The sequence below is a fragment of the Luteimonas gilva genome, assembly GCF_005239095.1.
Lineage (GTDB): Bacteria > Pseudomonadota > Gammaproteobacteria > Xanthomonadales > Xanthomonadaceae > Luteimonas_C > Luteimonas_C gilva.
On the sequence record NZ_SZUA01000003.1, the window covers coordinates 77,448 to 103,558 of the forward strand.

General features: G+C 66.8%; 23 protein-coding genes. 12 read left to right on the top strand and 11 right to left on the bottom strand.

What is annotated here, in order from left to right; all coding sequences use genetic code 11:
- The first annotated feature begins 20 nt into the window (after positions 1-20).
- The 4 genes from FCE95_RS14070 (at position 21) to FCE95_RS14085 (ending at position 2,560) form a co-directional block, all read left to right on the top strand.
- Entirely contained in the window at positions 21-629 is a 609-nt protein-coding gene (locus tag FCE95_RS14070; RefSeq protein ID WP_137267692.1) for a hypothetical protein, read from the top strand.
- 71 nt (positions 630-700) lie between these two features.
- Positions 701-1,057 carry a hypothetical protein gene (locus FCE95_RS14075; RefSeq protein WP_137267693.1) on the top strand — a complete coding sequence of 119 codons (357 nt, stop codon included), beginning with the start codon at positions 701-703 and terminating at the stop codon, positions 1,055-1,057.
- Between the two features lie 70 nt (positions 1,058-1,127).
- The gene (locus FCE95_RS14080; protein WP_137267694.1) at positions 1,128-1,823 is read left to right on the top strand and encodes a hypothetical protein; all 696 of its coding nucleotides are present in this window, start codon (positions 1,128-1,130) and stop codon (positions 1,821-1,823) included.
- 125 nt (positions 1,824-1,948) lie between these two features.
- Positions 1,949-2,560 (top strand): DUF6683 family protein, encoded by a 612-nt coding sequence (locus FCE95_RS14085; RefSeq protein ID WP_137267695.1) that lies wholly within the window; start codon positions 1,949-1,951, stop codon positions 2,558-2,560.
- Positions 2,561-2,662: 102 nt separating this feature from the next.
- Here FCE95_RS14085 and FCE95_RS14090 read toward each other — a convergent pair whose 3' ends face one another.
- From FCE95_RS14090 to FCE95_RS14115, 5 genes are all read right to left on the bottom strand, one after another.
- On the bottom strand, positions 2,663-4,057 hold the full coding sequence (locus tag FCE95_RS14090; protein ID WP_189644780.1) for a hypothetical protein: 1,395 nt from the start codon (positions 4,055-4,057) through the stop codon (positions 2,663-2,665).
- Positions 4,058-4,322: 265 nt separating this feature from the next.
- On the bottom strand, positions 4,323-5,255 hold the full coding sequence (locus FCE95_RS14100) for a 5'-nucleotidase, lipoprotein e(P4) family (RefSeq protein WP_137267698.1): 933 nt from the start codon (positions 5,253-5,255) through the stop codon (positions 4,323-4,325).
- A gap of 234 nt (positions 5,256-5,489) precedes the next feature.
- The gene (locus tag FCE95_RS14105) at positions 5,490-5,984 is read right to left on the bottom strand and encodes a GNAT family N-acetyltransferase (protein ID WP_137267699.1); all 495 of its coding nucleotides are present in this window, start codon (positions 5,982-5,984) and stop codon (positions 5,490-5,492) included.
- Complete coding sequence (locus tag FCE95_RS14110; protein ID WP_137267700.1) at positions 5,981-6,208, bottom strand: hypothetical protein; 228 nt, start codon at positions 6,206-6,208, stop codon at positions 5,981-5,983. Before FCE95_RS14110 ends, FCE95_RS14105 begins: the two co-directional genes overlap by 4 nt.
- A gap of 36 nt (positions 6,209-6,244) precedes the next feature.
- Positions 6,245-8,236, bottom strand: coding sequence for a UvrD-helicase domain-containing protein (locus FCE95_RS14115; protein WP_137267701.1), 1,992 nt, complete (start codon positions 8,234-8,236; stop codon positions 6,245-6,247).
- A 217-nt stretch (positions 8,237-8,453) separates the two neighbouring features.
- On the opposite strand from FCE95_RS14115, the gene FCE95_RS14120 reads away from it, so the two are divergent.
- On the top strand, positions 8,454-9,080 hold the full coding sequence (locus FCE95_RS14120) for a thymidine kinase (RefSeq protein WP_137267702.1): 627 nt from the start codon (positions 8,454-8,456) through the stop codon (positions 9,078-9,080).
- A 4-nt stretch (positions 9,081-9,084) separates the two neighbouring features.
- Here FCE95_RS14120 and FCE95_RS14125 read toward each other — a convergent pair whose 3' ends face one another.
- The 3 genes from FCE95_RS14125 to mutM all read right to left on the bottom strand — a co-directional run bounded on the left by FCE95_RS14125 (position 9,085) and on the right by mutM (position 13,520).
- Positions 9,085-11,892: a serine/threonine-protein kinase gene (locus FCE95_RS14125; RefSeq protein WP_137267703.1), complete on the bottom strand. Its 2,808-nt coding sequence runs from the start codon at positions 11,890-11,892 to the stop codon at positions 9,085-9,087.
- Positions 11,893-12,056: 164 nt separating this feature from the next.
- Positions 12,057-12,623, bottom strand: a complete 567-nt coding sequence (locus FCE95_RS14130) for an ECF-type sigma factor (RefSeq protein ID WP_137267704.1) — start codon at positions 12,621-12,623, stop codon at positions 12,057-12,059.
- Positions 12,624-12,707: 84 nt separating this feature from the next.
- Positions 12,708-13,520: a bifunctional DNA-formamidopyrimidine glycosylase/DNA-(apurinic or apyrimidinic site) lyase gene (mutM, locus tag FCE95_RS14135; RefSeq protein WP_137267705.1), complete on the bottom strand. Its 813-nt coding sequence runs from the start codon at positions 13,518-13,520 to the stop codon at positions 12,708-12,710.
- 163 nt (positions 13,521-13,683) lie between these two features.
- On the opposite strand from mutM, the gene FCE95_RS14140 reads away from it, so the two are divergent.
- Both FCE95_RS14140 and FCE95_RS14145 read left to right on the top strand, forming a co-directional pair.
- Positions 13,684-14,892, top strand: coding sequence for a DesA family fatty acid desaturase (locus tag FCE95_RS14140; protein WP_137267706.1), 1,209 nt, complete (start codon positions 13,684-13,686; stop codon positions 14,890-14,892).
- A 70-nt stretch (positions 14,893-14,962) separates the two neighbouring features.
- Positions 14,963-15,262, top strand: coding sequence for an EF-hand domain-containing protein (locus tag FCE95_RS14145; protein ID WP_137268216.1), 300 nt, complete (start codon positions 14,963-14,965; stop codon positions 15,260-15,262).
- A 115-nt stretch (positions 15,263-15,377) separates the two neighbouring features.
- Here the strand turns inward: FCE95_RS14145 and FCE95_RS14150 are convergent, their stop codons facing one another.
- Positions 15,378-17,084: a hypothetical protein gene (locus tag FCE95_RS14150; protein ID WP_137267707.1), complete on the bottom strand. Its 1,707-nt coding sequence runs from the start codon at positions 17,082-17,084 to the stop codon at positions 15,378-15,380.
- Positions 17,085-17,244: 160 nt separating this feature from the next.
- Between FCE95_RS14150 and FCE95_RS14155 the strand changes: the two genes are divergently transcribed.
- Positions 17,245-17,982: a dienelactone hydrolase family protein gene (locus tag FCE95_RS14155; RefSeq protein WP_137267708.1), complete on the top strand. Its 738-nt coding sequence runs from the start codon at positions 17,245-17,247 to the stop codon at positions 17,980-17,982.
- A 461-nt stretch (positions 17,983-18,443) separates the two neighbouring features.
- On the opposite strand, the gene FCE95_RS14160 is transcribed toward FCE95_RS14155, so the two are convergent.
- The gene (locus FCE95_RS14160) at positions 18,444-20,543 is read right to left on the bottom strand and encodes a M13 family metallopeptidase (RefSeq protein WP_137267709.1); all 2,100 of its coding nucleotides are present in this window, start codon (positions 20,541-20,543) and stop codon (positions 18,444-18,446) included.
- A gap of 100 nt (positions 20,544-20,643) precedes the next feature.
- On the opposite strand from FCE95_RS14160, the gene FCE95_RS14165 reads away from it, so the two are divergent.
- The 4 genes from FCE95_RS14165 to FCE95_RS14180 all read left to right on the top strand — a co-directional run bounded on the left by FCE95_RS14165 (position 20,644) and on the right by FCE95_RS14180 (position 24,369).
- Positions 20,644-21,153 carry an O-acetyl-ADP-ribose deacetylase gene (locus FCE95_RS14165; RefSeq protein ID WP_137267710.1) on the top strand — a complete coding sequence of 170 codons (510 nt, stop codon included), beginning with the start codon at positions 20,644-20,646 and terminating at the stop codon, positions 21,151-21,153.
- Between the two features lie 199 nt (positions 21,154-21,352).
- Entirely contained in the window at positions 21,353-21,745 is a 393-nt protein-coding gene (locus FCE95_RS14170) for a DUF2946 family protein (RefSeq protein WP_137267711.1), read from the top strand.
- 60 nt (positions 21,746-21,805) lie between these two features.
- Positions 21,806-23,872: a TonB-dependent receptor family protein gene (locus FCE95_RS14175; RefSeq protein ID WP_137267712.1), complete on the top strand. Its 2,067-nt coding sequence runs from the start codon at positions 21,806-21,808 to the stop codon at positions 23,870-23,872.
- Positions 23,869-24,369 (top strand): copper chaperone PCu(A)C, encoded by a 501-nt coding sequence (locus FCE95_RS14180; protein ID WP_189644782.1) that lies wholly within the window; start codon positions 23,869-23,871, stop codon positions 24,367-24,369. Before FCE95_RS14175 ends, FCE95_RS14180 begins: the two co-directional genes overlap by 4 nt.
- A 64-nt stretch (positions 24,370-24,433) precedes the next feature.
- On the opposite strand, the gene FCE95_RS14185 is transcribed toward FCE95_RS14180, so the two are convergent.
- Complete coding sequence (locus FCE95_RS14185; RefSeq protein WP_137267714.1) at positions 24,434-26,098, bottom strand: MFS transporter; 1,665 nt, start codon at positions 26,096-26,098, stop codon at positions 24,434-24,436.
- Positions 26,099-26,111 lie beyond the last annotated feature (13 nt).

A 26,111-nucleotide genomic window follows, 5' to 3' on the forward strand; every position in this document is an offset into this window, starting at 1 on the left:
CCCGTATCGCGAGGACATGCATGAACTTGCGCCGCCCACCCCGTCCAGGCACTCCGCCGTCCGCGCTGCAGCGGCCGGTGATGCTGGATCGCGGCGCGAGCGCGACGCCTTCGATCGCCGCCGCGGCCGGCGCCGATCTGAAGGCCGGCATGGACGATTTCCTGCGTCAGCTCGACACCGCCCTGCGCGAAGACCCGAGCCTGGACCGCGATGCGCGCGATGCGCTGATGCAGCAGTTCGAAGGCGCGATGTCCGCGACGAACGGCGGCGCGCCGTCGATCGCCGCGCTCGCCGACCGTTCGCTGTGGGTGGACGCGGTGCAGTCGCTGCAGTCCAGCGGCGCGATGGGCGAAAGCGAAGCCAACGACCTCATCCGCCAGATCAACCAAGCGTTGCAGCCTTTGCAGCGCCGCGAGTCGCAGCTGGCGATCGAATTCAGCCGCCGCCTGCAGACCGAAGGCGAAGAGAAAGCCTTGGCCTGGTTCCGCAAGGAAGCGGCCAGCTTGAACAACGCGCCGGACGCCGAACGCGCGGCGTCGACGCGGCCTTCGGCCGAAGTTTCGCCGCTGCGCAGCGAAACCATCCACTCCCGTTCCCGGCGTTTGCGCGGTCCTCCGGTCGCGCGTTGATCGATGCAAGGCGCCTCGCGCGCATCCCTACGAATTGCACTGATTAACGCTTGAATCCTGGAGAAACCATCATGACGGTCGAAATCAACTATAACTATTCCTTCAACCAAGCCGCCGAAACCGATCGCGCCGCGGAAGCCAAATCCAACCTCGGCAACGGCGGCGGCTGGCTGCGCGCCATCGCCCTGGCCCTGGGCAAGATCGCCGACGCGATGGGCGAGCGCATGCTCGATCTGGCCCGCGACATCGACACCCTGCAGAAGCAGCAGAAGGACAACCCGGACGCCACCATCGACGGCAAGGGCCTGACCGAGCTGAACGCCGAGCTGCAGGTGCTCGGACAGCAGCTGGGACAGATGCTGCAGATGCTGGCCACGATCGTGAAGACCATAGGCGAAGGCAACAAGGACATCGCCCGCAAGCAGTAAGTCTTCCGGTGCGAAAAAAGGGCGCCCCCGTTCACGGGGGCGTTCCTTTTTGGGAGGTAGGCTCATGGCTATGAAACCGTCGCATGCGATCGCTTTGCTGGCGCTGGCTCTGCCCGCCGCCGCTTGCGCCGCCGAAAACGGCGCCGCCGCCCGTTACGCGGGCGAGCCTTACATGGGCGCGGTCACCGCGCGCGTGCGCGCGCCCGACGGCACGCTGAAGAAGACCGACGTCGGCACCGGCAGCGCGCATTTCGAGAGATTGCGCGACGGCCGCACGCGTTTGGTGGTCGACGGTTTGATCAACAAGCAGACTGCGAGCTTCGTCCTGGACGGCAACGACGGCGCCGCAGGCTGGCGCGCCAGCGACGAGGGGGTGACGATGAACCTCGCCCCGGGCGGCAGCTTGCGCGGCAGCGGCACCGCCGGCGGCACCCAGCGCCTGAATTTCGACGGCGCGGTGACCGATGCGCATTTCGGCCTGGACATGGAAATGGAAGTGTTGCGATCCAAGCCCGGCGGCCCGCCGCCCGGCACCAAGATCCTGTTCCGCTACGACTTGGATCGCGATGGGACGGCGTCGCGCGGCCTCGGCGCGCGAGCGACGGCGGCGGGCATCGTTTCTTCGCCGGTGCGCACCACGTCCGGACGCAGCGCCGCGCAGAGCAACCGCCGCTGCAAGCGCACCGTTTGGCAGACGCGCAACGTCGCCAGCTTGTCCAGCGCGCCGATGATCATGACCCGCGTGCCGGTGTGCGTGCAGTGGTGATGCGGGCTCTTGTGGGAGGGGCTTCAGCCCCGACGATGCGCGCTGTCGATGCCGGGGCTGAAGCCCCTCCCACAAAAGCGAACCTGCTTTTCCGGTTGTTTTTCGTCGCACTCTGTTTCGCGCTGATGCCGGCGTCCGCCGGCGCGCAGAGCATGAAGAGCGCGCTCGGCGCCGCGTTGTCGCGGCCCGCGCCGGCGCAAGCGCCCGCGGCCGCGGTGCGCGCTTTGGATTTCGCCCGCGATCCCGCGGTCACCGCGCGCGAGCGCGAGGCCTTCGTCGCGCACATCGCCGGCCAGCCCGGCGGCGAGGCGATGGCGCCGGCGATCCGCTCCGGGAAATTGATGGGCGAGTTCGATCGCCTATTGCGCCGTTACGGCTATTCGCCGCAGAACCTCGGCGACGTGCTGGCCGCGTATCTGGTCATCTGTTGGGAAATCGTCAACGAGGCCGATTCCAACGACGAGCCCGCGGGCCAGCGCGCGGTGCGCCGCCAACTCGCCGGCGCGCTGGCGTCGGTGCCTTCGATCGCGAAATTGAGCGATGCGCAGAAACAGGCGCAGGCCGAACGCACCGCGTATCTGACGATGGTGGCCGGATCCGCTTATCAGGAATTGAAGCGCGGCGGCCAACGCGAACGCATCGCCGAGCTGCAGCGCGCGGTGCGTGCGGATCTGCTCAAGTCGGGCGTCGATCTGCGCACGCTGGATTTGACCAGCGGCGGTTTGATCGAGCGTTGAAACTCGCTTTTGTGGGCGCGGCTTTAGCCGCGAGCTTTTCCTGGGTCAGAACGCCCCGAGACAAAGAGCTCGCGGCTAAAGCCGCTCCCACAAGAAAGCCGTTCAGCGGCTGCGCGCGATCTTGCGCGCCAGCCACCAGGCGGCGATCGAGCAGCCTAGGCCCACTACCAGTGCGGGCCGGACGATAGGATTACGGGTCTCGTCCAGGAATCCGGCGCCGCCGGGAATGAACACGACCACCGCGATCGCCAGGCATCCGTAACCGGCCACCGCGAGCGCCCAGAACAGCCACTGCAGGCGCAACCAGCGATCGTCTTCGACCGGTTGCCTCGGCGCCTCTTCTTCTTCGGCCACCGCGGTTTTTTGTTGCGCGGGCGCCAAGCCCATCCAGACAGCCAGCGCCTCGATCATCTTCTTGGCCAGGCTGTCGCCTTCTTCTTCGTCGCGGCGGAAGGCGCGCGCGGGCGCGGCACCGGTGTGGCCCGGCGGCGTCTGCTGGGCCATGTCGGTCTTCTGCGCGGCGCCGACCGAACCGTCGCCCCCGCCGCCTCCGCCTCCCGCCGGGTTCGGACGGCCGTCGACCAGCGGCGCCGACTGCGAAGGCGGCACCGTCGCCGGCGGCGGCGCTGCGAACGGCAGGATGCGCGCCGGCTCGGCCATGACCGGCGCGGCGGGTGGCGGGCTGCCGGCGGGCAGAGCGGTCGCGGTGCGGCCGAGCGCGGCCTGGTCGGCGCGCGCCGACAACAAATTTTGCTGGTTCTGGATCAGGGCGCTGTCGGCCGCTCGCGCCGAAGCGGGCACGGCGTTGGCGAGGTTCGAATTCGCGGTCTGCAACGACGCCGGCACGTCGCGCGGCGGCGTCAGCGGCGCGCTGGCCGCATCGTGCAAGGCGTTGCGCGCCGCCAATGCTTGGGCACCCGGCGCGTTCAGCGCTTGGGCCGCTTGGTTCAGCAGGTTCGCGGCCGCGCTGCCCGCATTGGCGAGCGGCACCGCATCCAAGGCCTTGCCGAGTTGTCCGGGCGGCAGATGGCCGCCCGCGTTCAGCAGATTCGAAGTCAGATCGCCGAGCTTGCCGAGCGGGCCCGACCCCTCTTGACCTTGGCCCAATAGGTTCTGGACCGCACCGTCGACCTTGCCCAGCGTGTTGGAAAGCACGTCGCCCGGATTCGGCAAGGATCCATTGCCCACGCCGTTGTTGTTGCCCGGCCCGCGCGGCGCGTCGCCGCCGTCGTGGTGGTGTCCGTGACCGTGCTTCACGCCGTCGTAGCCATTGGCGCCGTCGGACTGTCCCCAGCGGCCCTGGTCGTTGCTGGCTTCGCCGTTGCGCTCGTTCTGCAGGGCGTTCTGGCGCGCTTGATCGGCGCGATTGTCGCCATCGCCGCCATCCGGTCCATTGCCGACGCCGTGGCCAGGGCCGTTGCCGTGTCCGGGGCCGTTGCTCCCCAAAAGGCCGTTCAAAAGCTTCAGGCCGATGGGGGTGGGGAGATCGATACTCATGACGCGATTCCTCCGAATCCGAGGCAACCCCCCGTCGCGCGGGCGCAAAGCGCTCACGCTACCCGGAAGCTAAATCCATTGCGGCGGAGGCGATACCTAGTGGCGACCCTAGGGTGCCCGGACGGATGTCGCAAAAAGAAAGGAGACCCGGAGGTCTCCTGAAATCCGGCCTGAGCCGGAGGACTTTGTTGTGGCGGGCGCAGGCTAACTCAGCCCGAAAGTTAATGCAATGCTTTAATTGAAACGCATTAAAGTATTGATTTAATTAATTATCTAGATTAAGAGCGGCGCGCTTGGTCTGGCGTCGCGCCTCGCGCGGCTGGTCCCAGGCGTTGTTGAACAGGGCCGGCTCCCAACTGCCATAGGTGGGGTTGGGCAGCATCCACCAGCGTTCGCCGAACCAGTCGCCGTATTCGTCCGCCAGCTTGGCGCGGTCGGTGGGGGTGTTGGCGACGATCTGGGCGAAATCGCCCAGCTGGTCGCCGAACTGCATCAGCACCCGGTATTGGCGCCCGGCCAGCCGGCGCCGGCAGTTCTTCTCGCTGCCGTTCTGCTCGCAATCCTTCACGAAGGTGCCCAGGCCCAGGAACACTTGGTCGTTGGCCACCGGCATGCCGACGGCTTTCAGGTTGGCGATGGTGGCGTCCTTCAGATGCACGGCGCGGTTGGACAGATAGAGCACGGTGATGCCTTTGGCGCTGGCGGCCTTGGCGAAATCGACCACGCCCGGCACGGCCTTGGCCTTCTTCTCGGCGACCCAGCGGTCCCAGCCGACTTCGTCGTATTCGCCGCCGTTCTTCACCAGCCGCGCTTGGTAGGGCGAGTTGTCCAGCACGGTCTCGTCCACGTCCATGATCACCGCGGGCTTCAGGCCCGCGGTCTGGCCGGCGTTGTCGCGTTCGTCCGGCACCAGCGCGTCCCAGTTCTTTTCCTTCAGCGCGACGTCGAGCTTGTCGGCGGCGGCGCGGTAGACGGTTTCGCACGCGGCGCGGTATTCGGCCGAGGTCTGCACCCAGAGGACGGCGTTGAGATTGTCGTCGGCGGAGTTGTTCGAGGCTGCGCCTGCCGGTTTCGCATCCGCGACGGGTTTCGTTTCCGCGGGCCCGCTATTGCTTCCTGCGGGAGCCGTGAAAGAAGCGGGCTTGCAGGCGGCAAGCGTCAGGGTCAGCAGCGAAAGGGTCAGCAGCGTCGGACGCATCGGGCGCTCCGCAGGTCGGCGAGGGCGCGAGTGTAGCGAAGTGAAGCGGCGGCATCGTGGCAATGCCAGCGATGCCATGTTTCCTCCCCCCTTGCGGGGGAGGATGCCCGAAGAGCAGGAGAGGGGAACGAGCGAAGCGAGTGCTTTGCCTTTGGCGAGATCCCCGCCAAAAGCCGAACCCTCTCCCTGGCGCTTCGCGCCTGTCCTTCTCCCGAAGTGGGAGAGGGCAAAGCTTCAAGGCGTCGCGATCTGCAGGGATACCTCTTTCTTGCCGTCCGCGACCCATTGCCGGCCGACTTCGCGGAAGCCGAACTTCGCGTGGAAGCGGCTGGAGCCTTCGTTGAAAGGCACGGTGTAGAATTCGCAGGTCACCCGCGGCACGGCTTGCGCGCGGGCGTACGCGAACAGATCCTCGTACAACGCGTTGCCGAGTTTCCGCCCCTGCCGCGCCGACGAAACGATGATGCGGTCGACGTACAGGAAACGCGGATAGCGTTCGGCGAACCAGCGGTAGTTCGGGCTGTCGTAATCGGCGCCCTCGCGGAAAGCGAGCAGGAAGGCGGCCACGCTGCCGTCGATGTCGGCCACACGGTGATAGGCCGCCTGCGCGTCGAGCTCGCGCAAACGCGCGGCGTCCATCGGGCTGACCAGGGCTTCGGATTCCAGGTTCAGCGCCAGGATCGCGGCGTGATCGGCCGCGGTCGCATCGCGAATCGAGGGCGTGCTCATGGCCAGCCCGTCAGCAGGTTCTGCACCCGGGCGATCGTGCGGTCGGAGGCGAGACGAGCGGTCAGCAGCAAGGCGATGCCGATGAGCGCGCAGACCGGCGGCGCGATCTCGCGCGTCTGCGGCGAGGGCATCCACCACAGGAACAGCGCCACCGCGGCGAAGAACAAGCCGAAGACGGCCAGGAAAATGCGGCCGCGGCGGATTTGGCTGGCATCGATGTCCATGCCGCTAGCGTACCGTAGGGTGGGCCAAGGCCCACCCTACGCTTCGAGCATCGCCTTGATCGCGGCGAAGCCGGCCGCGGCGCGCTCTTGTTTGCGCTCGGCGTCGGCCACCGGATCGGCGCCGTCGCGCTGCAATTCCTCGGCCGGCAATTCGTCGAGGAAACGGCTCGGTTGCAGGCGCACGCGGTTGCCCCATTTCTGCGCTTCGCGCGAATGCGACAGCCACAATTGCTCCTTGGCGCGGGTGATGGCCACGTACAGCAGGCGGCGCTCCTCGTCCAAGCGGCCTTCCTCGAGGCTGGCTTCGTGCGGCAGGGTGCCGTCCTCGACGCCGACCACGAACACGTAACGGAATTCCAAACCTTTGGCCGCGTGCATGCTCATCAGCCGCACTTGGTTGCCGGCGTCGCTCTTGTCGGCGTGGGTGAGCAGGGCGAGTTGCGCGGCGAGTTCGCCGGGGCCAGGACTGCGGCCGCGGCCGGTCGACGGGCCTTCGAACCATTCGGCCAGTTCGTCCAGATTGCCGCGCCGGATCGCGAACAGCTGCTCGGTCTTGCATTGCGCGCGCAAAGCGGCGAGCAGGCCGGAGCGTTCGTTGAGCTGGCGCACCAGGTCGGCGGGCGGCAGGCGCTCGGCATCGCCGCGCAAGCCGCGCACGATGTCGGCGAAACCGCTCAGCGCGTTGGCCGAACGCGCCGGCAATTGCTTCAGCAAGCCGACCGATTCGGCCGCGCGCGACAAGGGCAGGTGCGCTTGCTGCGCCATCTCGGCCAGCTTCGCGAGCGTGGTCGCGCCGACCTCGCGCTTGGGCGATTGCACTGCGCGCAAGAAGGCCGCGTCGTCGTCGGGATTGGCGATCAAGCGCAGCCAGGACAGCGCGTCCTTCACTTCGCCGCGGTCCAGGAACGCGGTGCCGCCGCTGAGGTGGTAAGGCACGCGCAGCAACTGCAGCGCCTTTTCCAGCGTGCGCGATTGGTGGTTGCCGCGGAACAGGATGCAGAAATCGCTCCATGCCGCCTTGCGCGCGGTGTTCAGGAAGTGGATCTCGCCGGCGACGCGTTCGGCCTCGTGGGCGCTGTCGCGGCATTCCCAGACGCGGATGCGGTCGCCGTCGGCCTGCGCGCTCCACAATTTCTTCGGATGCTCGTGCGGATTGTGCGCGATGAGCGCATTGGCCGCGCGCAGCACGCGGTTGCTGCAGCGGTAGTTCTGCTCTAGCTTGACCACTTTCAGCGCCGGATAATCCCGCGCCAGCTGCGACAGGTTTTCCGGATTGGCGCCGCGCCAAGCGTAGATGCTCTGGTCGTCGTCGCCCACGCAGGTGAAATTGCCTTTCGGGCCGGCCAGCGATTTCAGCAGGCGGTACTGGGCGTCGTTGGTGTCCTGGCATTCGTCGACCAGCAGATAGCCGATGCGTTCGCGCCAGGCCAGCGCCATTTCTTCGTCGTTTTCCAGCAGTTGCACCGGCAGCCGGATCAGGTCGTCGAAGTCGACCGCGTTGAACGCCGACAGGCGCTGCTGGTATTTGGCGTACAGGACGGCGGCTTCGCGTTCGCGCGCGGATTGCGCGGCTTCCAGCGCCTGCTCAGGCGAAAGGCCGGCGTTCTTGGCGCGCGAAATCAGCGATTGCGCGGCCTGCACCGCGTCGGGCTTGGCGCCCGCCAGCAGATCCTTCAGCTGCGCGGCGGTATCGTCGGCGTCGAAGATCGAGAAGCCGCGCTTCAGGCCGGCCTTGGCGTGTTCGATCTGCAGCAGCTTCAGGCCCAGCGCGTGGAAGGTGCAGATCGTCAAGCCTTCAGCGGCTTCGCCCTTGATGCGCTTGCCAACGCGCTCGCGCATTTCCTTCGCCGCCTTGTTGGTGAAGGTGATCGCGGCGATGCGCTTGGCCGGATAGCGGCCGGAGGAGATCAATTGCGCGATCTTCTCGACGATGACGCGCGTCTTGCCGCTGCCGGCGCCGGCCAGCACCAGCAGCGGACCGTCGCAATGCGCGACCGCGGCGTTTTGTTGGGGGTTGAGGCCGTGCATGGGGAACCTGTGGAGCAGGCGCGCATTCTACCGGACGGCGCCGCGCTGTAGCCCCCTTTGGAAAGGGGGCGAATCCGCCGAAGGCGGATGGGGGATTTGCTTTGCGCTTGAGGTCGCTTTAGATCAGCAACAAAAAGCAAATCCCCCTCAATCCCCTTTTCCAAAGGGGGAGGAACAGCAGTTGCGCGGCGCTGGGCCAAGGCCCAACCTACGCAGCATGGCCAAGCTCTATTTCTATTATTCGGCGATGAACGCCGGCAAGACCACCACGCTGCTGCAGAGCGCGCACAACTACCGCGAGCGCGGCATGCGGGTAGCGATCCTGACCCCGGCGCTGGACCATCGCGCCGGCAGCGGCACCGTGGCTTCGCGGATCGGGTTGCAGGCGCAAGGCCGTGCGTTCCAGCGCGGCGACGATCTGGAGGCGCTGATTCGCGCCGACATCGCCGCGCACGGCAAACTGGATTGCGTGCTGGTGGACGAAGCGCAATTCCTCACCAAGGCGCAGGTGTGGCAATTGAGCGAAGTGGTGGATGCGCTGCGCATCCCGGTGCTGTGCTACGGCCTGCGCACCGATTTCCGCGGCGAATTGTTCGAAGGCAGCCAATATCTGCTGGCCTGGGCCGACGAGCTGACCGAGATCAAGACCATCTGCCACAGCGGCAAGAAGGCGACGATGACCGTGCGCGTGGATGAACAGGGCCGCGCGCTGTTGGCCGGTCCGCAGGTCGAAATCGGCGGCAACGAACGCTACGTGTCGGTTTCGCGCGCCGAGTTCAAGCGGGTGATGCGCGGCGAAAGCGCGGTCGAGGGTCTGGTGCCGCAGCAACCGCCCCTGCTGTAGCCGTTCAACGGCAGGCTTCGCGCAACCTGGCGACTTCGCGCGGCAGGGCGCCGCCGTCGGGCAGCGCGGCTTGCAGTTCCACGGCCAAGGCGTCCAATTGGCCGGCGCCGGCTCCCGGGTCGCCTCGGCACGTCGATTCGGCCGAATAAGCGCGGGCGCGCCAGCGCAATTTGCGGTATTCGGTGCCGGGTTGGCGCAAGCGTCCGATGCGGTCGAATTCGAGCATCGCCTCCGGCTGTTCGTCGCCGCGCGCTTGCAGCCGCGCCAAGGACAGTTCCGCGCGCAGCGTGCGCAAGGAGTTGGAGCCGTCGCCGCTGCGCAGGATGTTCACGGCCTGGTTCAAGCGCAACCTCGCTTCCACGTCGCGTCCCTGCGCGGCCAAGCATTCGCCGATCAAGCGGTCGGTGTCTGCGACCTGCGAATGCTGCGCGCCGAACTGGGCCACGCGCAGGCGCCGCGATTCCTCCAGCGCTTGCAGCGCTTCCGCGTCGCGGCCGGCGTCGTGCAGCACCATGCCGTAGTTGAACAGGCCGCCCGGCAACAGGCCGGCGCCGCCGGGCAGGCGCCAGATGCGGATCGCTTCCTGCAGCGCCGTCGACGCAGCCGCGATGTCGCCGCGTTCCCAGGCCACCACGCCGATCGAACTCCAGGTGCCGCCGACGTCGATATGGTCGCGGCCGACGCGCGCGATCAGCGACTTCTGCACTTCGCGGAATTCGTCCTCGGCGGCGAGCAGGCGGCCCTGGTCCAGATACACGCCCGCCAACTGGCGCCGCGCCGACAGGGTGGAAGGATGGCGCGGCCCCAATTGCTGCATGCCCAGCGCGATCGCCTCGCGCAGGGTCTTGCCGGCCGCGTCGGTATCGCCTTGCTCGCGCTGGACCACGCCGATGCTGCGCAGGATGTCGACCGCGAGCGGATGCTTGTCGCCCTCGGACGCGCGCAGCTGCGCCAGCGCGTCGCGAAAACCCTGCAGGGCCTGTTGCGATTCGCCGACGTCCGAGTGCAGCGCCGCCAGGTCGGTCATGTTCTCGACCACGCCGATCTGGTCGCCGAGCGGATCGCGGCGCAGCGCCATCGATTTCTCGAACAGCGCGCGCGCGGTGCGCGATTCGCCGATCGCGCGCCGGCAGCGGCCCAGCTGCGAATAGTATTCGGCGACCTGCGAAGCGAGCTGCACCTGTTCGCGGCGCGCGCTGTCCATCAGCGGCTGCATGGTGTCGATGCACTGCCGCGACTCGCCGAGCAGGCGTTGCGCGCGGCCGGTCTGGGTTGCGGCCTGCAAGCGCAGGCTGGACGGCGGATCGGGCATCGCCGCGATCATCGCCGCTTGCTGGCGCAACACGTCCAGCGCCGCGCCGTAGTTGCCGCGGCTGGTGTGGATGCGCGCGATCACGCCCAGGATTTCGGCGCGCGCGCCGGGCTGCCGCGACGACAGTCCGCGTCCGCCTTCTTCGCCGGCCCTGAGCAGATCTTCCACGCTCAGCGGCTTGCCGTCGGCGGCGATCCCGGCGTTCTCGAACAGGCCGATCACGAAGTCCTGCATCGCCTGCGCGCGCGCCGCTTCGCGCACCGCTTCGCGCGCTTGCCAGGCGACGATGCCCAGCGCGCCGATCAGCACCGTCGCCACCAGCGCGCCGGTCGCCAGCGCCCAACGATGGCGATGAACGTACTTGCGGATCCGGTAGCCCACGCTCTGCGCGCGCGCCTGCACCGGCCGGCCGGCTTGGTGGCGCTGCAGATCCAGCGACAGCGCTTCGACCGAGGCGTAACGCTGCTCCGGCCGCTTGGCCAAAGCCTTGAGCGTGATGTTGTCCAAATCGCCGACCAGGGCGCGCGCGCGGCGGCGCAGGCCGGCCGCGTCGTGCTGGGTGGAGGCGTCGGCGGTGGCGCGCATCAAGGCTTGCGAAGGCCGCTGCGGATCGTGGGCGACGATCGCCTCTTCCCATTCGGCGTCGGTCTGACGCTTGAGCCGATAAGGTTTGGTGTCGGCGAGCAGTTCGTACAGCACCACGCCCAGCGAATACACGTCGGTCATCGTCGTGACCGGTTCGCCGCGCACTTGCTCGGGCGCGGCGTAGTGCAGGGTGAAGGCGCGCACGCCGGTACGGGTGCGTTCGATGGTCTTGTCGGTGTCCAGCAGTTTGGCGATGCCGAAATCGAGCAGGCGCACTTCGCCGCCGGGCGTGACCAGGATGTTGGAAGGCTTCAGGTCGCGATGCACGATCAGGTTGGCGTGCGCGTGGCTGACCGCTTCGCAAACTTGGTGGAACAGCGCCAGCCGCGCCTCCAGCGGCACCGCGCGGTTGCGGCAGTAGTCGGTGATCGGTTCGCCTTCGACGTATTCCAGCGCCAGATAAGGTTGGCTGTCGTTGCTGATGCCGGCGTCGAGCAGGCGCGCGATGTGCGGATGCTCCAGCCGCGCCAGGATCTGGCGTTCGCGGGTGAAGCGCAGGCGCAGATTGGGATCGGCCAGGCCCGGCCGCAGCAATTTCAGCGCGACCCGGCGTTGGTAAAGGCCGTCGGCGCGCGCCGCGGACCAGACCTGGCCCATGCCGCCTTCGCCGAGCGGCAAATCCAGGCGGTACGGGCCGACCATCGTGCCGCTGCGCGCGCTTTGCGCCAGCGACACCACCGGTTCGGACAGGAAATGCTCGCTGCCTTTTTCCAGCGCGACGAGTTCTTCGAGTTCGGCGGCGAGCGCGGGATCGGTGTCGCGCAATTCGGCCAGGTGGCGCTCGCGTTCGACCGGTTCCAGTTCGAACAGCGCATCGAGCAGCGGCGAGAGGCGTTGCCAGCGATCCAGGTCCATGCTCAGCCCCGGCCGAATCGACGCTTTGTAGAGCGGAGCTTGCTCCGCTGCCTTTGCTCGCGCGCGCTCACTCGCTGGGCCCCCGAAGGAAAGAGCAGCGGAGCAAGCTCCGCTCTACGAAACAAAAGCCCGGCGGCGTGCGCATGAACCCGCGCCCGTGCCGGTTACTCGTTCTTCAACGCCGCCAGCAGGAACAGCCGCGCCTTTTGCCAATCGCGGCGGATGCTGCGTTCGGAACGCTTGAGCAGGGCGGCGATCTCCAGTTCCGACAGGCCGGCGAAATAGCGCAGCTCCACCACCTGCGCCAGTTTTTCGTCGACCGCCGACAACCGGGTCAAGGCCGTGTCCAAGCCCAGCATTTCTTCGTCCAGGCGCAGGCCGCCTTCGACGTCTTCGGGCAAGTCGGTCACGCGGTGCAGATCGCCGCCGCGCTTTTGCGCCAAACGCTGGCGGGCGTAATCGACCACCACGCTGCGCATCGCCGAGGCCGCATAGGCGAAGAAATGCGCGCGGTCGCCGAATTGCGCTTCGCGGCGCCCGATCAATTTCAGGTAGGCCTCGTGCACCAGCGCGGTGGCGTCCAAAGTGTGCCCGTGCTGGCCGGCGAGCTGGCGCCGGGCCATCGCATGCAGCTCTTGGTAGAGCGTGGACAGCACGCGATCCAGGGCGCCGCGGTCCCCGTCGCGCGCGGCGTCCAACAGGAGCGTAATTTCGGTGGTGCTGCTGGACATCGCGACTCGGGGGCGTGGTCGGAGCCTAAATATAGTCTTTCCTGAACGGGCCGGCACAACCGAGCGTCCGTTCGGCCCAACGGTTCAGCGCTGGCAGTGGCCGCACCAGACGGTGGTGCGCTGGCCCAGCGAGGCTTCCTTCAACGGCCGCCCGCAGCGCGGGCAGGGCTCGCCGCCGCGGCCGTAGGCCGACAATTCCTGTTCGAAATAACCGGGCGCGCCGTCGGGATTCAGGAAATCGCGCAAGGTGGTGCCGCCGCGCGCGATCGCATGGGCCAGGATCCTCTTCACCTCTTCGGCCAGCAGGCCGTATCGCTCGCGCGAGACGCGCCCGGCGGCGCGCAGCGGCGAAACGCCGGCCGCGAACAAGGCTTCGGCCGCGTAGATGTTGCCCACGCCCACCACGATCCGCTGATCCATCAGGAAGGTCTTCACCGGCGCGCTGCGGCCGCGGCTGCGTTCGAACAAGTAGTCGCCATCGAACGCGTCCGACAAGGGTTCCGGGCCCAGATCGCGCAGCAATTCGTGGGTTTCGCCCGGCGCCTGCCAGAGCAGGCAGCCGAAGCGGCGCGGGTCGTTGAAGCGCAGCACGCGGCCCGAATCCAAGGCGATGTCGACATGATCGTGCGCGGTCGGCGCGGTCTTGGCCGGTAAGACGCGCAAGCTGCCGGACATGCCCAGATGCAGCAGCGCGCTGCCGGCGGCGGTGTCCAGCAATAGGTATTTGGCGCGCCGCCGCACCGCTTCGATGCGCTGGCCAGGCAGGTCTTGCGACACCTCGGGCGGAATCGGCCAGCGCAGATCGGGGCGGCGCAGCAATACCGACTTCACCCGCCGTTTTTCGACGTGCGGCGCCAGACCGCGGCGGGTGGTTTCGACTTCGGGGAGTTCGGGCATGGGGATTAGTGTCGCAAAGCCGTCAAGCGCCGGGATCGGGATGCCTCAAAAGGGGGCCTTGCGTCGCATAAGTCCTTAATCTGAATGAACATACGGCGGCGCAGGGATGGAATTCGCGCCGCCGCGACCGCATGATGGTCGGGTCACTTTCCGAGTCCCCGCGATGCCCGCTTCGATCCTCGATTTCCTGGCCGGCGGCCTGCTCCAGTTCGGCTGGATGGGCCTGGCGATCTATTTCCTGATCGCCACCCAGCTGACCATCTTCTCGGTCACGCTGTACCTGCACCGCAGCCAGGCCCACCGCGGCGTCGATTTCCACCCGGCGCTGGCCCACTTCTTCCGGTTCTGGACCTGGCTGACCACGTCCATGATCACCCGCGAGTGGGTGGCGATCCATCGCAAGCACCACGCCAAGTGCGAGACCGAGGACGATCCGCACAGCCCGATGTACAAGGGCATCAAGACCGTGTTCTGGCGCGGCGTCGAGCTGTACCGCGAAGCGCGCGCGCAGCGCGACGACATCGAGCAGTACGGCAAGGGCGCGCCGAACGATTGGATCGAGCGCCATCTGTACACGCCGCACGCGACGATGGGTCCGACCCTGCTGCTGTTCGTCAGCTTCGCCCTGTTCGGCTTCGCCGGCGTGGCGATCTGGGCGATCCAGATGGCCTGGATCCCGTTCTGGGCCGCAGGCGTCGTCAACGGGCTGGGCCATTGGTGGGGCTATCGCAACTTCGAGACCACCGATACCGCCACCAACCTGACCCCGTGGGGCGTATGGATCGGTGGCGAAGAGCTGCACAACAACCACCACGCCTTCCCCAGCTCGGCGCGCTTCGCGCTGCGCAAGTGGGAATTCGACATCGGCTGGGCCGCGATCAAGGGCTTCCAGGCGCTGGGCCTGGCCAAGGTGCTGCGCGTGGCGCCGGCGCTGGACGTGCGTCCCAACATCCATGTGCCCGACGGCGACACCATGAAGGCGTTGCTCGCGCACCGCTTCCAGGCGATGACCGACTACCAGCGCAACGTGATCGGCCCGGCGCTGCGCGAAGAAGCCAGCGCCGCCGGCGCCAAGCTGCGTTCGTTGCTGCCGCGCCAACTGCGCAAGGGCCTGGTCGACGACGGCCGCTGGCTGAAGCCGGAAGCGCGTGAGCAACTGCAGACCTGGGTCTCGCAGCGTCCGCGCATCCGCACCTTGGTCGAGCACCGCGCGCGCCTGTCCGCGCTGCTGGAAGCGCGCAGCCAGAACGCCGCCGAATCGCTGCACAACCTACAAGCCTGGTGCCGCGAGGCCGAGGCCAGCGGCATCCGCGCGCTGCAGGAATTCTCGGCGCGATTGAAAGGCTATTCGCTGCAGTCGGTGCGCGCCTGACGCTACCGTGAAATTGCGTTCTCGTCGCAAGAAGCCCGGCCGCGTTTGGCCGGGCTTCTTGTTTCTGGCGATGGCGCCCTGCGTCGCGAGCGCGCAGGTGAACGCCACCAGCGACTACTTGTCGCGCATGGACGCCGACCGCGACGGGCGCGTATCGCCGGTCGAATACCAGGACTGGCTCAGCTACGCCTTCGACGGCATGGACAAGAACGGCGACGGCACCTTGTCCGCCGCCGAGCAGCCGGGCGGCAAGGGCCGGCCGATCACGCGCACCGAACATCGCGAGCGCTTGGCCGAAAGGTTCAAGCGCCAGGACACGAATCGCGACGGTTATCTGAGCGCGAAAGAATTGTCCGCGCCGCCGCAGTAACTTTCGTGGGAGCGGCTTTAGCCGTGAGCTCTTCAGCCTGCCGATAAAGCTCGCGGCTGAAGCCGCTCCCACAGGAGCTTATGCCGATCCGGCCAATCTTCCGGATCGGCCTATCTCACTGATCCCGCCCGACGATGAACAATTTCCCGTTGTTCATGGCATAGACCCGGCCGCGATGGTCCAGCGCGGTCGGCGTGTAGGCCGCGTACGCCGTGCGTTCCAGGAAGAAGCGCTGCTGTTCGACGCCGCCCTGGCCGATCACGTACAGATTGCCGTCGGCGCTGACGACGTAGACGTTGCCGTCGCGGTCGATGCCGGGCGTGGCCACGCACCATTCGAAGTGGAAGCCGATGTCTTCGCAGTCGATCGTGCCGTCGGGCTTGCGTTCGCATTGCTGCGTATTCGACGCCATGTATTGCCACTCTTTCTCGAGCGAGGGGCTGAGCTGGGTGATCGCGTACTCCTCGTCGTTGTAATACTGGTCTTTGAGCACGAGCGAATAGCCGCGCCCGTGCCGCCAGACGCCCGGCGTGATGTCCCAGCCGAAGTCGTAGGTGGTTTGGAACCGGCCTTGGCGATCGAACTTCATCAGATGCCCGCGGCCGCTGTTGTAGGCCGTGTAAGCGCCGAAGACGACGCCGTCGGGCAGCGGCACGGGCGAACTCGACGAACCGTCGTTCGCGACGCCGGCGGGCGGCAAGTTGGTGAGGGTATCCACGCCGCGCGTGGAGCCGGGGCGGCAGGTGTTGGCCAGGACGCCGCAACCGTCGTTGAGGTGGCCGCGCAGCGAACTGGCCCACTTGAGCCCCAGGTCCGGCGTCAGCGCGATCAGATAGCTGTAATGCTCGGCGCCATGGGCGCGGCTGACGGTGTAGATCGTGCCGTCGGGCGCGATCGCCGGCGTCATGTCTCGCGGAGGCCGCTGCGACAGGCAAGGCGCTTGCGGCGGCAAAGTCGGGCTGCCGTCGGGCTGCGGCGCCGGCGGCCACGGGCGCGGCGGGCGCGGCGACATTTGCGAGAAGGTCAGATAGCAAAGCGAGGTCGCCGACGGAGCGTTGGGGATCAGCGATTTGTAATCGACCTTGCGGATGCGGTCGTGCCGGTCCACGTGCACCAGCCACGCTTCGGAGACGTCCTGGGCCAGCGGCGCGGCCGCATCCAAGCGCAGCACGTTGTAGACGACGTTGCCGTCCTCGTCCGCGGCGACGCCGCCCACGACGTAACGCTGCGGATCGATGCCGCCGCCGAAAGGATCGATCCGGCGCACGAGCCGGCCCTGCTGCTTGTCCACCTTCAGCAGCGTGCCGCCGGCGCCGGGGAGATACAGGAAATGCCCCGACATGGCCGGATGCCACAGGGCATGCGTGAACGCCGTGAGCGGCGCCGGCTTCCAGTCGCTGGCGTAGGACCAGCGTTCCACCAACCGGTCGTGCTGCCAGCGATACGCCTTCTCGCTCCATACGTGCGTTGCAGGCTGATCGGCGACGCCCGACTTCTGCACGATGAACACGCCGCCCTCGCGGTCCAGCAGCGGCACCTGCAGATGATCGAGAGAACCGTATTCGGTGTCGTTGTCGATGAAAGGATCCAGGACCTTCTCGGCCAGGATCTTCTCGGCCCGCTGCCCCTTCGCGCAGGACAGGCTGTCGTGGGACGAACTGCGCGCCCATTGGGTCCAATCGCATTGCCGGCCGGCGAACTGGTCGTCGCCGGAAGCGAGGGAAGCGAATCCGAGTCCGAGGAGCGCGGCGGCGAACAGCGTCGCGCGCGCCCCGAGCGTCCTTGCATGCCTTACGGTGAAGCCGGTGTCTTGCGTACGCATGAACCTTCTCATTGCCGTGTCCTTGTTGGCTGCGGAACATCGCCGCGAAACACTACGCTGGGGCGGTGCCGGTCGCAACGGAGGAAAGGCAGGCACGGCATGCCGTTCGTCGGATCGGTTATCTTGTTTCGCAACGCCATCGCAATAGAAGGACGCGCGAATGCGGGTGCTACTACGATTCGTCCCATTGTTGCTGGTATGCGCCTTCGAAGCGGCCGCCGCGGAGCCTCGCGAAGCGTCGCTGGCCGGCATGCGCTATCTGGTGATGGAAACCGGCGCCGCCGCGTCCGGCGCCGACTTGCCGATGATCGTCGGATTCCATTATTCGAGCGCGAAGCCGGAAGCGATGCTCGAATACTTCGACGGCGTCGATTTCCCCGCGCGCATCGTGCTGCCGCAAGGCGAATATCCCCGCCGCGGCGGCTATTCCTGGTTGCCGACGGATTACGCCGAACTCGATCCGGCCAAGCAGGACGCGGCGGTTTTCGCCGAGGAGAAGAAGCTGGCGGCGTTCGTCGACGAGGTCCGCAAGCGATATCCGACCCGCGGCAAGCCGGCGGTGATGGGCATCTCGTACGGCGGCGACATGAGCTTCCTGCTGGCGATCCGCCATCCGGGATCGATCAGCGCTTCGTATCCGATCGCGGCGCGTTTCCTGCCGACGTGGATGCCTTCGGCCAATACGTGCAAACCCGCTTGCCCGCCGATCCGCGCCATGCACGGCGAAGCGGACACGACGGTGCCGATGGCGCCGACGCGCGCGGCGGTCGAGCGGCTGAAGAAGATGGGGTTCGATGCGACGCTGACGCCGTATCCCGGCGTCGCGCACGATTTCGACGTCGTGATGGAACGCGAATTTTCCGAACAGGCGGAACGCTTGTTCGATACCGCGCGTTGAAATGCGACCGCCGATGCGCGATCGGGCCTTTCGCCGCATGTCCCTCGACTAGACGGGCTTCCGTCTTATAGCGAGCACCCGGTCGGCGCGCTTCGCCACGCCGCCGGGATGCGTCTGCATTCGCTGAACCGGAGAATTCGCATGCCTGTTTTTCTTTTGACGGCCGTCCTTGCCCTATCCTTGACTCCACCGCCCGCAACTCCGCTTGAATGGCCGTCGGACAGAACGGCGCCGCATCGGCCCGATACCGCCGTTTGCATGCAGAAAGGCGATACCTACGTGTGGGGAGATGCCCACGGCACGATTTGCTACGGCGACAAATCGTTCGGCGCTTGCCAAGATGCCGAAGGCAACACCTGGTCGGGCGAGCCCAATCCTTGCAGCTCTACGGGTTAGCGTAGGACGCGGCCGATCCTAGCCCACAAGAAAGAAGCGGCCCGGAGGCCGCTTCTTTCATCGCATCACCAGATCTTGACCCGATCCTTCGGTTCCAGATACAGCTTCTGGCCCGCCTTCGGCGAGAACGCGTCGTACCAAGCGTCGATGTTGCGCACGGTCAAGGCGCGGTAGCGCGCCGGGGCGTGGCCGTCGCCGATCACCTGCGCGCGCAGCGCGGCGTCGCGCTGTTTGGCGCGCCAGGCTTGCGCGAAGGACAGGAAGAAACGCTGGTCGCCGGTCAGGCCGTCGATCACCGGCGCTTCCTTGCCGCCGAGCGACTTGTGGTAGGCGACGTACGCCGCCTGCAGGCCGGCGACGTCGGCGATGTTCTCGCCCAGCGTCTGTTTGCCGTTGAGGTGCAGGCCGGGCAACGCCTCGTAAGCGTCGTACTGCGCGACCAGCTTGTCGGTGGCGGCCTTGAAGTGGGCCGCGTCTTCCTTCGTCCACCAATTGCGCAGGCGGCCTTCCGCGTCGAACTCCGAGCCCAGGTTGTCGAAGCCGTGGCTGACCTCGTGGCCGATCACCGCGCCGATGGAACCGTAGTTGGCGGCGGCGTCCGCGTTCGGGTCGAAGAAGGGCGCTTCCAGGATCGCGGCCGGGAAGTTCATCGCGTTCTGCAGCGGCAACTGCACCGCGTTCACCGTCTGCGGCGTCATCCACCATTCCTTCTTGTCCGGCGCCTTGCCGAGCTTGGCGGTCTGGTGGCGGTATTCGGCTTCCTCCGCGCGCAGCGCGTTGCCCAGCGGATCGTCGCGCTTCACTTCCAGCGAGGAATAGTCGCGCCAGCTGTCCGGGTAGCCCACGCCGATCAGCATGGTTTCGGCTTTCGCCTTCGCCGTCTTCTTGGTTTCCGGCGTCATCCATTCCAGCTTGTCCACGCCTTCGCGGAACGTGGCCAGGATGTTCTTCACCATGTCCTCGACTTTCGCCTTGGACGAAGCGGGGAAGTACTGCTTGATGTATAGCTGGCCGATCGCATCGCCCAGGGCGTTGTTGGTGGCGCCGATCGCGCGCTTCCAGCGATCGCGCTGCTGGGTGGTGCCGTTCAACTGGGTGCCGTAGAAGCCGAACGAAAGATCGGCGTAGGCCTTGGGCAGCAGGCCGGCGCTGTGGTTGATCGCATGGAAGCGCAGATAGTCCTTCCAGGTCTGCAGCGGTTCGCCGGCGACCAGCGCGGACAGCTTTTTGATCGCATCCGGCTGCCAGGCGAAGACGGTCTGCTGGCCGGACAGATGGGCGGCTTCGAAGAACGCGGTCCAATCGATGCCGGGCGCGTTCTTGGCGAAGTCGGCGGTCGGCCACGGGTTGTTGGCCTTGTGGATGTCCTGGCTGTCGACCACGCTGGCGTGCGCCTTGGCGATCTTCATTTCCAGATCGAAGATCGCCTTGGCCTTCTTGTCCGCGTCGGCGTCGCCGGCGAGCTTCAAGATATCGGCGATGTACTTCTGATAAGCCGCGCGGTTGGCGGCCATGTCCTTGTCGCCGGCCAGGTAGTACTCGCGGTCCGGCATGCCCAGGCCGCCCTGCATCAGGTAGCCGACGTTCGTCGACGGATCTTCCAATCCCTGCGCCACGAACAGGCCGAACAGGTTGGCGGTGTAGAAGTTGGTGGAGTTCAGCGGATCGGTGTCCGCGCGCATGTCGGCGCCCAAATAGCGCGACAGCGTGGCGACATCGGTCACCGCCGCGACTTTGTCCAGTTCCGGCTGCAGCGGCGCGAGCCCGCGCTTTTCGATGCCCGCGTCGTCCATGAATGCGGCGTAGTAGTCGGCGATCTTGCGCTCGTTGGTACCGGCCGCCGGGTTGGCCTTGTCCAAGCCTTGGATCAGGTCCGCATTGCGCTTCTCGGCCTTTTCGAACACGTAGAAGCCGGTGCTGACGCCGGCGCGGTCGGCGGGGATTTCGGTCGCCTTCTTCCAAGCGCCGTTGGCGTAATCGTCGAAGTCGTCGCCGGGCTGCACCGATTTGTCGATGCCGGCCAAGTCGATGCCGGAGGTCGGTGCGGCCGGCGCGGCCGGCGTTTCCGCGGCCTGGGGCGCGGCGGTCTGATTCTCGGGCGCACGCTGGCAGGCGACAGCGGCGGAAACGGCGGCGGCGAGCAGCAGCCAGCGGAAAGAGCGCATGGGTTCACCTCAGGGTTGGGCGCCGCCCACCTTAGACCCGGACCCGGGCGGCGGCATAGGTCGGAAGTCACCGTTCGGACAAGCGGGCTAGCATGAGCGCATGCCGCCGATCGTCCGCGCACTGCAGGCCGACATCACTACGCTGAACGTGGATGCGATCGTCAACGCCGCCCATTCGTCGTTGCTGGGCGGCGGCGGGGTGGATGGCGCCATTCATCGCAAGGCGGGCCCCGACTTGGTGCATGCCTGCCGCCTGCTCGGCGGCTGCGATGTCGGCGACGCGAAGATCACGCCCGGGTTCCGTCTGCCGGCACGATTCGTGATCCATACCGTGGGGCCGGTGTGGCGCGGCGGGACGCAGGACGAACCGGAGTCGCTGGCGTCGTGCTATCGGCGTTCGTTGCGGCTCGCGGCCGAACGCGGTCTGCGCAGCATCGCGTTTCCGTGCATCAGCACCGGCATCTATGGTTATCCGATCGATGCGGCGGCGCGGGTGGCGATCGATGCGGTGCGCGGATCCGAGGATGCTGCGGCGATGGAAGAGATCTTGTTCTGTTGTTACTCGAAGCAGGATTTGGAGGTCTATCAGGCGTTGCTTTCGGATAGCTGATATTCGTCGCATCCGCATGGTGCGTTGCCCTCACCCAACCCTCTCCCGCTTCGCAGGAGAGGGCTATAGCGGATCGCTGCGGGACTTGAGCCCTCTCCCGCTTGCGGGAGAGGGTTGGGTGAGGGCGCGCGGACGGGCGAATCGCTTCGCCTCTCGATGGAGAAGCATCGACCAAGCCCGAACCGATTAAACTAACGCCGTGATCCGTTCCGCCTCCTTCCAACGCCGCATGGCAAGCCTGGCGCTCGTCGCCATGCTGCTGCTCGCTTGCCTGCCGACGCTGGGCCGGTTGGCGACGCCGTCGGCCGATGGAGACGGATCGTCGGTATGGGCGGCGCTGTGCACGATGACGGGATTGAAATACGTCGAAGTGCCGAACGCCGATCCCGCGCCGCAGCCGCACAAACCGCTGCACGGCGAGGACTGCGCCTACTGCCCGTTGTTGACCGCGGTGGCGGTGTTCGCCTTGTGCCTGGCGCTGGCCTGGCGCACGCCCGTCGTAGCGACTCGCGGATGGCGCGCGGAAGGGCCGCATCGGAAAAACCTCCATCCTTGCGGACTGGGCTCGCGCGGTCCGCCGCTCGCGCTCTGAAACACAAGCCGACCTGACCGCACGGCAGCGCCGTGCCTTTCTTGTGCTTTGGAGTTTTCCATGCCGATCAATTTTCGGGCGGCGACGCACGCGTCGCGCCTCACCGTGGCCGTGGCCGCGGTATTCGCTTCCTTGGCGGCGCAGGCCGCCGATCCGCAGAACGAACCCCTGACTTTGGACCGAGTCGAAGTCCGCGGACGCCGCATCGACCCCACCACCGCCGACAGCTTGGAACAAGCCCGGCACCGTCTTGCCGAACGCGCCGGCGGCACGGGCGTCGTCGACGGCGAGCAGTATCGCGACGGCCGCGTCGGCACGCTCGCCGACGCGCTCGGCTACGCGCCCGGCGTGTTCGTGCAACCGCGCTTCGGCGCCGAGGAGGCGCGGCTGTCGATCCGCGGTTCCGGCCTGCAGCGCAATTTCCACGGCCGCGGCATCGAACTGCTGCAGGACGGCAGCCCGCTCAACTTGGCCGACGGCGGCTTCGACTTCCAGGCGGTGGAACCGCTGGCCGCGCGCCATATCGAGATCTACCGCGGCGCGAACGCGCTCGAATACGGCGCGGCGACGCTGGGTGGGGCGATCGATTTCGTTTCGCCTACCGGCTACGACGCGCCGCCCGCGATGTTGCGCATCGAAAGCGGCAGCGACGGCTATCTGCGCGGTCAGGCGGCGTTCGCCGGTCACGGCGAGCGCGCCGATGCCTATCTGAGCCTAAGCGGCTCGAGCCAGGACGGTTTTCGCGAACACGCGCGGCAAGAGAACTATCGCCTGTTCGGCAATGCCGGCTATCGCCTGGGCGAAGCGCTGGAAGGGCGGCTGTATCTGACCCATGTCGACACGAATTCCGAGCTGCCCGGCAACCTGACATTGGTCCAGGCCGAGCGCGATCCGCGCGCGGCTAACGCCAATACCGCCATGCTCGACCAGCGCCGCGATTTCCGCCTCGACCGCCTCGCCGGCAAGCTGGCTTGGACCCCTGCCGAAGGCCGATCGCTGATCGTGTCTGCGTATTACGCGGACAAGTCGCTGCACCATCCCATCTTCCAGGTGATGCGGCAGGAATCGCAGGACTCGGGCGTCGACTTGCGCTGGCGCAGCGAAGGTGCGTTGGGCGGCCGCAACGTGCTGATCGCCGGCATCGCGTTCGCGCAAGGCGATACGGAAGACGATCGCTTCGCCAACGTGGCCGGCAAGGCCGGCGCGCGCACCAACCGCTTCGATCAGCGGGCGACGAACGCCAAGGCCTATGTCGAAAACCAGACCTGGCTGAGCGAGCGTTGGACGATCGTGCTGGGCGCGCAAGGCTTGAAATCCTCGCGCCGCTCGCGCGATCGGTTCGTCACCGGCGGGCGCGACGAGAGCTTCGACGTCGATTATTCCGGCTTCAGTCCGAAAATCGGTGCGCGCTACCTCGTCGACGACGGCCTGCAGTTCTTCGGCAACCTCAGCCGCAGCCTGGAGCCGCCGAGCTTCGGCGAACTCACCGGCGGCCCCGGCGTGACCCAGGCCGACGAACAGCGCGCGACCACGGCCGAGCTCGGCATGCGCGTCGACCGCGAAACGTTGTCGCTCGATGCCGCCGTCTACCGTGCGCGGATCGACGGCGAATTGCTGGCGCTCACCGACGGCGCCGGCAATCCGCTCGGCACTATCAACGCCGGCCGCACCCTGCATCAGGGATTGGAGCTGAGTTTCGGTTGGCGCATGGCGCCCGCCTGGATCCTGTCGGCGAACTATCTGTGGAACGATTTCCGCTTCGACGGCGATCCGGTCTACGGGGACAAGGACTTGGCCGGCGTGCCGCCGCAGCAGCTGCGCGCGACCTTGCGTTGGTCGCCGGACGAACGCTTCTACATCGCGCCGAACCTGGAAACCGCGCCGCAGGACTACTACATCGACCACGCCAACACGTTCCGCGCGCCGGGCTACACGATCTACGGCCTGCGCGTCGGCGGCAAGTTCGCTTCGGGCTGGTCCTGGTTCGCCGATGCGCGCAACCTCGGCGATCGCAAATGGATCGCCGCCACGAATGCCGTCGCCGACGCGCGCGGCCGCGACGCGGCGAATTTCCTGCCCGGCGACGGTCGCGCGTTCTATTTCGGACTGGAATGGAGGCTGCAATGAGGGCGTCCGCAAGATTTCCGTATCGCGCCGCGGCCGGCGCGCTGGTCGCGGGCGTTCTCCTGGGCGCGGTCGGCGCTTGCGCGAAAACGGACGCCGTAGCGGTCGGCGATTTGCGCATCGAAAAGCCTTGGATCCGGGCCGTTCCGCCCGGCGCACCGGCCGCAGGCGGTTTCATGACCGTGCGCAACGCGGGGCGCGAACCGGACCGCTTGCTGTCCGCGCGCAGCGACTTGGCCGAACGCGTGGAAGTGCACGAGGTATTGAACGAAGCCGGCATGATGCGCATGCGTCCTATGCCGCAAGGGTTGCCGATCCCCGCGGGCGCGGAGATGACGCTGCGGCCGGGCGGTTATCACCTGATGCTGGTTTCGCCCCAGCATCGTTTCGCCGAAGGCGAGACGGTGCCGGTGCGGTTGAAGTTCGAGCGCGCGGGCGAAGCCGTCGTCGCGTTCCGGGTGGAAGCGATGACGGCCTCGGATGCCGGGCGCGCGCATTGATCGCGAGCGCAAAAAAAACGACGCCGGCCTCGCGGCCGGCGTCGCTTGCGGCACGCCGCGGGGGTTACTGGGTGATGTCGACGTCCTTGGTCTCGCGCAGGAAAAGCAGGCCGATCACGAAGGTCATCAGGGCGATCACGACCGGGTACCAAAGGCCGTAGTACATATTGCCGGTAGCGGCCACCAGGCCGAAGGAAATCGTAGGCAGGAATCCGCCGAACCAACCGTTGCCGATGTGGTAGGGCAGCGACATCGAGGTGTAGCGGATACGGGTGGGAAACAGCTCCACGAGCCAAGCGGCGATCGGGCCGTAGACCATGGTGACGTAAAGCACCAGCAGCCAAAGCAGTAGTAGCACCATCGGTTTGTTGATGCGCGCCGGATCGGCCTTTTCGGGATAGCCCGCCGCGGTCAGGCCCGCCTTCAGCGATTTGCCGAATCCGTCAGCCTGCGCCTTGGCATCGTCTTTCGACAGGCCGGCGCCTTCATACGCCGGAACTTCGGTACCGCCCACGCTGACTTTGGCGGTCGTGCCCGCGGGTGCGGCTTGGATTTCGTAAGGAATGCCCGCCTTGGCCAAGGCCGCCGCGGCGATATCGCAAGAATTGGTGAAGACCTTCTTGCCGATCGGATCGAACTGGAAGCTGCAAGTCGAGGGATCGGCGATCACCAACGCCGGCGCGTTGGCGCGCGCTTCCTCGACCCCCGGATTGGCGTAGTGGGTCAACGCCTTGAAGATCGGGAAATAGGTCAGGGCTGCGATGAGGCAGCCGCCCAGGACGATCTTCTTGCGACCGATGCGATCGGACAGCCAGCCGAAGAAAATGAAGAACGGCGTCGCCAGCGCCAGCGCGCCGGCGACCAGCAGATTAGCCGTGGTGCCGTCCACCTTCAGCGTCTGGGTCATGAAGAACAGAGAGTAGAACTGCCCGCCGTACCAGACCACCGCTTGGCCCGCCGTCGCGCCGAGCAGGGCCAACAGCATGAGCTTGCCGTTGCTCGAGAACAGGCTGTCGCGGAACGGCGTCTTGGCCGTCTTGCCTTCGGCCTTCATCTGCTGGAACAGCGGCGATTCCGACAGCTGCAGACGGATCCACACGGACACGCCCAGCAACACGATGGAGACGAGGAACGGGATGCGCCAGCCCCAGGCTTCGAACGCTTCGGTGCCCAAGTACAACCGGCAACCTAAGATCACCAGCAGGGACAGGAATAAGCCCAGCGTCGCCGTCGTTTGGATGAAGCTGGTGTACAGGCCGCGCTTGCCATGCGGCGCGTGCTCGGCGACGTACGTGGCCGCGCCGCCGTATTCGCCGCCCAGCGCCAAGCCCTGCATCAGCCGCAATCCGATCAGGATCACCGGCGCGGCGACGCCTATGCTCGCGTAACTGGGCAGCACGCCGACCAGGAACGTCGAGAAACCCATGATGACGATGGTGACCAGGAAGGTGTATTTGCGTCCGATCCGGTCGCCGATGCTGCCGAAAAACGCCGCACCGAACGGTCGCACGAAGAAGCCGGCGGCGAATGCGAGCAAGGCGAAGATGAAGCCGGTGGTCTCGTTGACGCCGCTGAAGAACTGCTTGGCGATGATCGCCGCGAGCGAGCCGTACAGATAGAAGTCGTACCACTCGAACACGGTGCCCAGGCTGGAGGCGAAGATGACCTTCTTGTGGCCCTGGGTCAGCGTGCCCGACGGCGGCGCGGCTGAGGCGGTGGTGCTGGACATGGTCCGTTCCCCT

What these genes read in the sequence shown, in the direction of transcription:
- FCE95_RS14070 (WP_137267692.1), top strand. Translation starts at nt 21, where the DNA reads ATGAACTTGCGCCGCCCACCCCGTCCAGGCACTCCGCCGTCCGCGCTG.
- FCE95_RS14180 (WP_189644782.1), top strand. Translation starts at nt 23,869, where the DNA reads ATGAGGGCGTCCGCAAGATTTCCGTATCGCGCCGCGGCCGGCGCGCTG.
- FCE95_RS14115 (WP_137267701.1), bottom strand. Translation starts at nt 8,236, where the DNA reads ATGCACGGCCTCAACCCCCAACAAAACGCCGCGGTCGCGCATTGCGAC.
- FCE95_RS14075 (WP_137267693.1), top strand. Translation starts at nt 701, where the DNA reads ATGACGGTCGAAATCAACTATAACTATTCCTTCAACCAAGCCGCCGAA.
- FCE95_RS14105 (WP_137267699.1), bottom strand. Translation starts at nt 5,984, where the DNA reads ATGAGCACGCCCTCGATTCGCGATGCGACCGCGGCCGATCACGCCGCG.
- FCE95_RS14085 (WP_137267695.1), top strand. Translation starts at nt 1,949, where the DNA reads ATGCCGGCGTCCGCCGGCGCGCAGAGCATGAAGAGCGCGCTCGGCGCC.
- mutM (WP_137267705.1), bottom strand. Translation starts at nt 13,520, where the DNA reads ATGCCCGAACTCCCCGAAGTCGAAACCACCCGCCGCGGTCTGGCGCCG.
- FCE95_RS14080 (WP_137267694.1), top strand. Translation starts at nt 1,128, where the DNA reads ATGAAACCGTCGCATGCGATCGCTTTGCTGGCGCTGGCTCTGCCCGCC.
- FCE95_RS14100 (WP_137267698.1), bottom strand. Translation starts at nt 5,255, where the DNA reads ATGCGTCCGACGCTGCTGACCCTTTCGCTGCTGACCCTGACGCTTGCC.
- FCE95_RS14150 (WP_137267707.1), bottom strand. Translation starts at nt 17,084, where the DNA reads ATGCGTACGCAAGACACCGGCTTCACCGTAAGGCATGCAAGGACGCTC.
- FCE95_RS14145 (WP_137268216.1), top strand. Translation starts at nt 14,963, where the DNA reads ATGGCGCCCTGCGTCGCGAGCGCGCAGGTGAACGCCACCAGCGACTAC.
- FCE95_RS14160 (WP_137267709.1), bottom strand. Translation starts at nt 20,543, where the DNA reads ATGCGCTCTTTCCGCTGGCTGCTGCTCGCCGCCGCCGTTTCCGCCGCT.
- FCE95_RS14175 (WP_137267712.1), top strand. Translation starts at nt 21,806, where the DNA reads ATGCCGATCAATTTTCGGGCGGCGACGCACGCGTCGCGCCTCACCGTG.
- FCE95_RS14185 (WP_137267714.1), bottom strand. Translation starts at nt 26,098, where the DNA reads ATGTCCAGCACCACCGCCTCAGCCGCGCCGCCGTCGGGCACGCTGACC.
- FCE95_RS14090 (WP_189644780.1), bottom strand. Translation starts at nt 4,057, where the DNA reads ATGAGTATCGATCTCCCCACCCCCATCGGCCTGAAGCTTTTGAACGGC.
- FCE95_RS14155 (WP_137267708.1), top strand. Translation starts at nt 17,245, where the DNA reads ATGCGGGTGCTACTACGATTCGTCCCATTGTTGCTGGTATGCGCCTTC.
- FCE95_RS14125 (WP_137267703.1), bottom strand. Translation starts at nt 11,892, where the DNA reads ATGGACCTGGATCGCTGGCAACGCCTCTCGCCGCTGCTCGATGCGCTG.
- FCE95_RS14130 (WP_137267704.1), bottom strand. Translation starts at nt 12,623, where the DNA reads ATGTCCAGCAGCACCACCGAAATTACGCTCCTGTTGGACGCCGCGCGC.
- FCE95_RS14140 (WP_137267706.1), top strand. Translation starts at nt 13,684, where the DNA reads ATGCCCGCTTCGATCCTCGATTTCCTGGCCGGCGGCCTGCTCCAGTTC.
- FCE95_RS14110 (WP_137267700.1), bottom strand. Translation starts at nt 6,208, where the DNA reads ATGGACATCGATGCCAGCCAAATCCGCCGCGGCCGCATTTTCCTGGCC.
- FCE95_RS14120 (WP_137267702.1), top strand. Translation starts at nt 8,454, where the DNA reads ATGGCCAAGCTCTATTTCTATTATTCGGCGATGAACGCCGGCAAGACC.
- FCE95_RS14165 (WP_137267710.1), top strand. Translation starts at nt 20,644, where the DNA reads ATGCCGCCGATCGTCCGCGCACTGCAGGCCGACATCACTACGCTGAAC.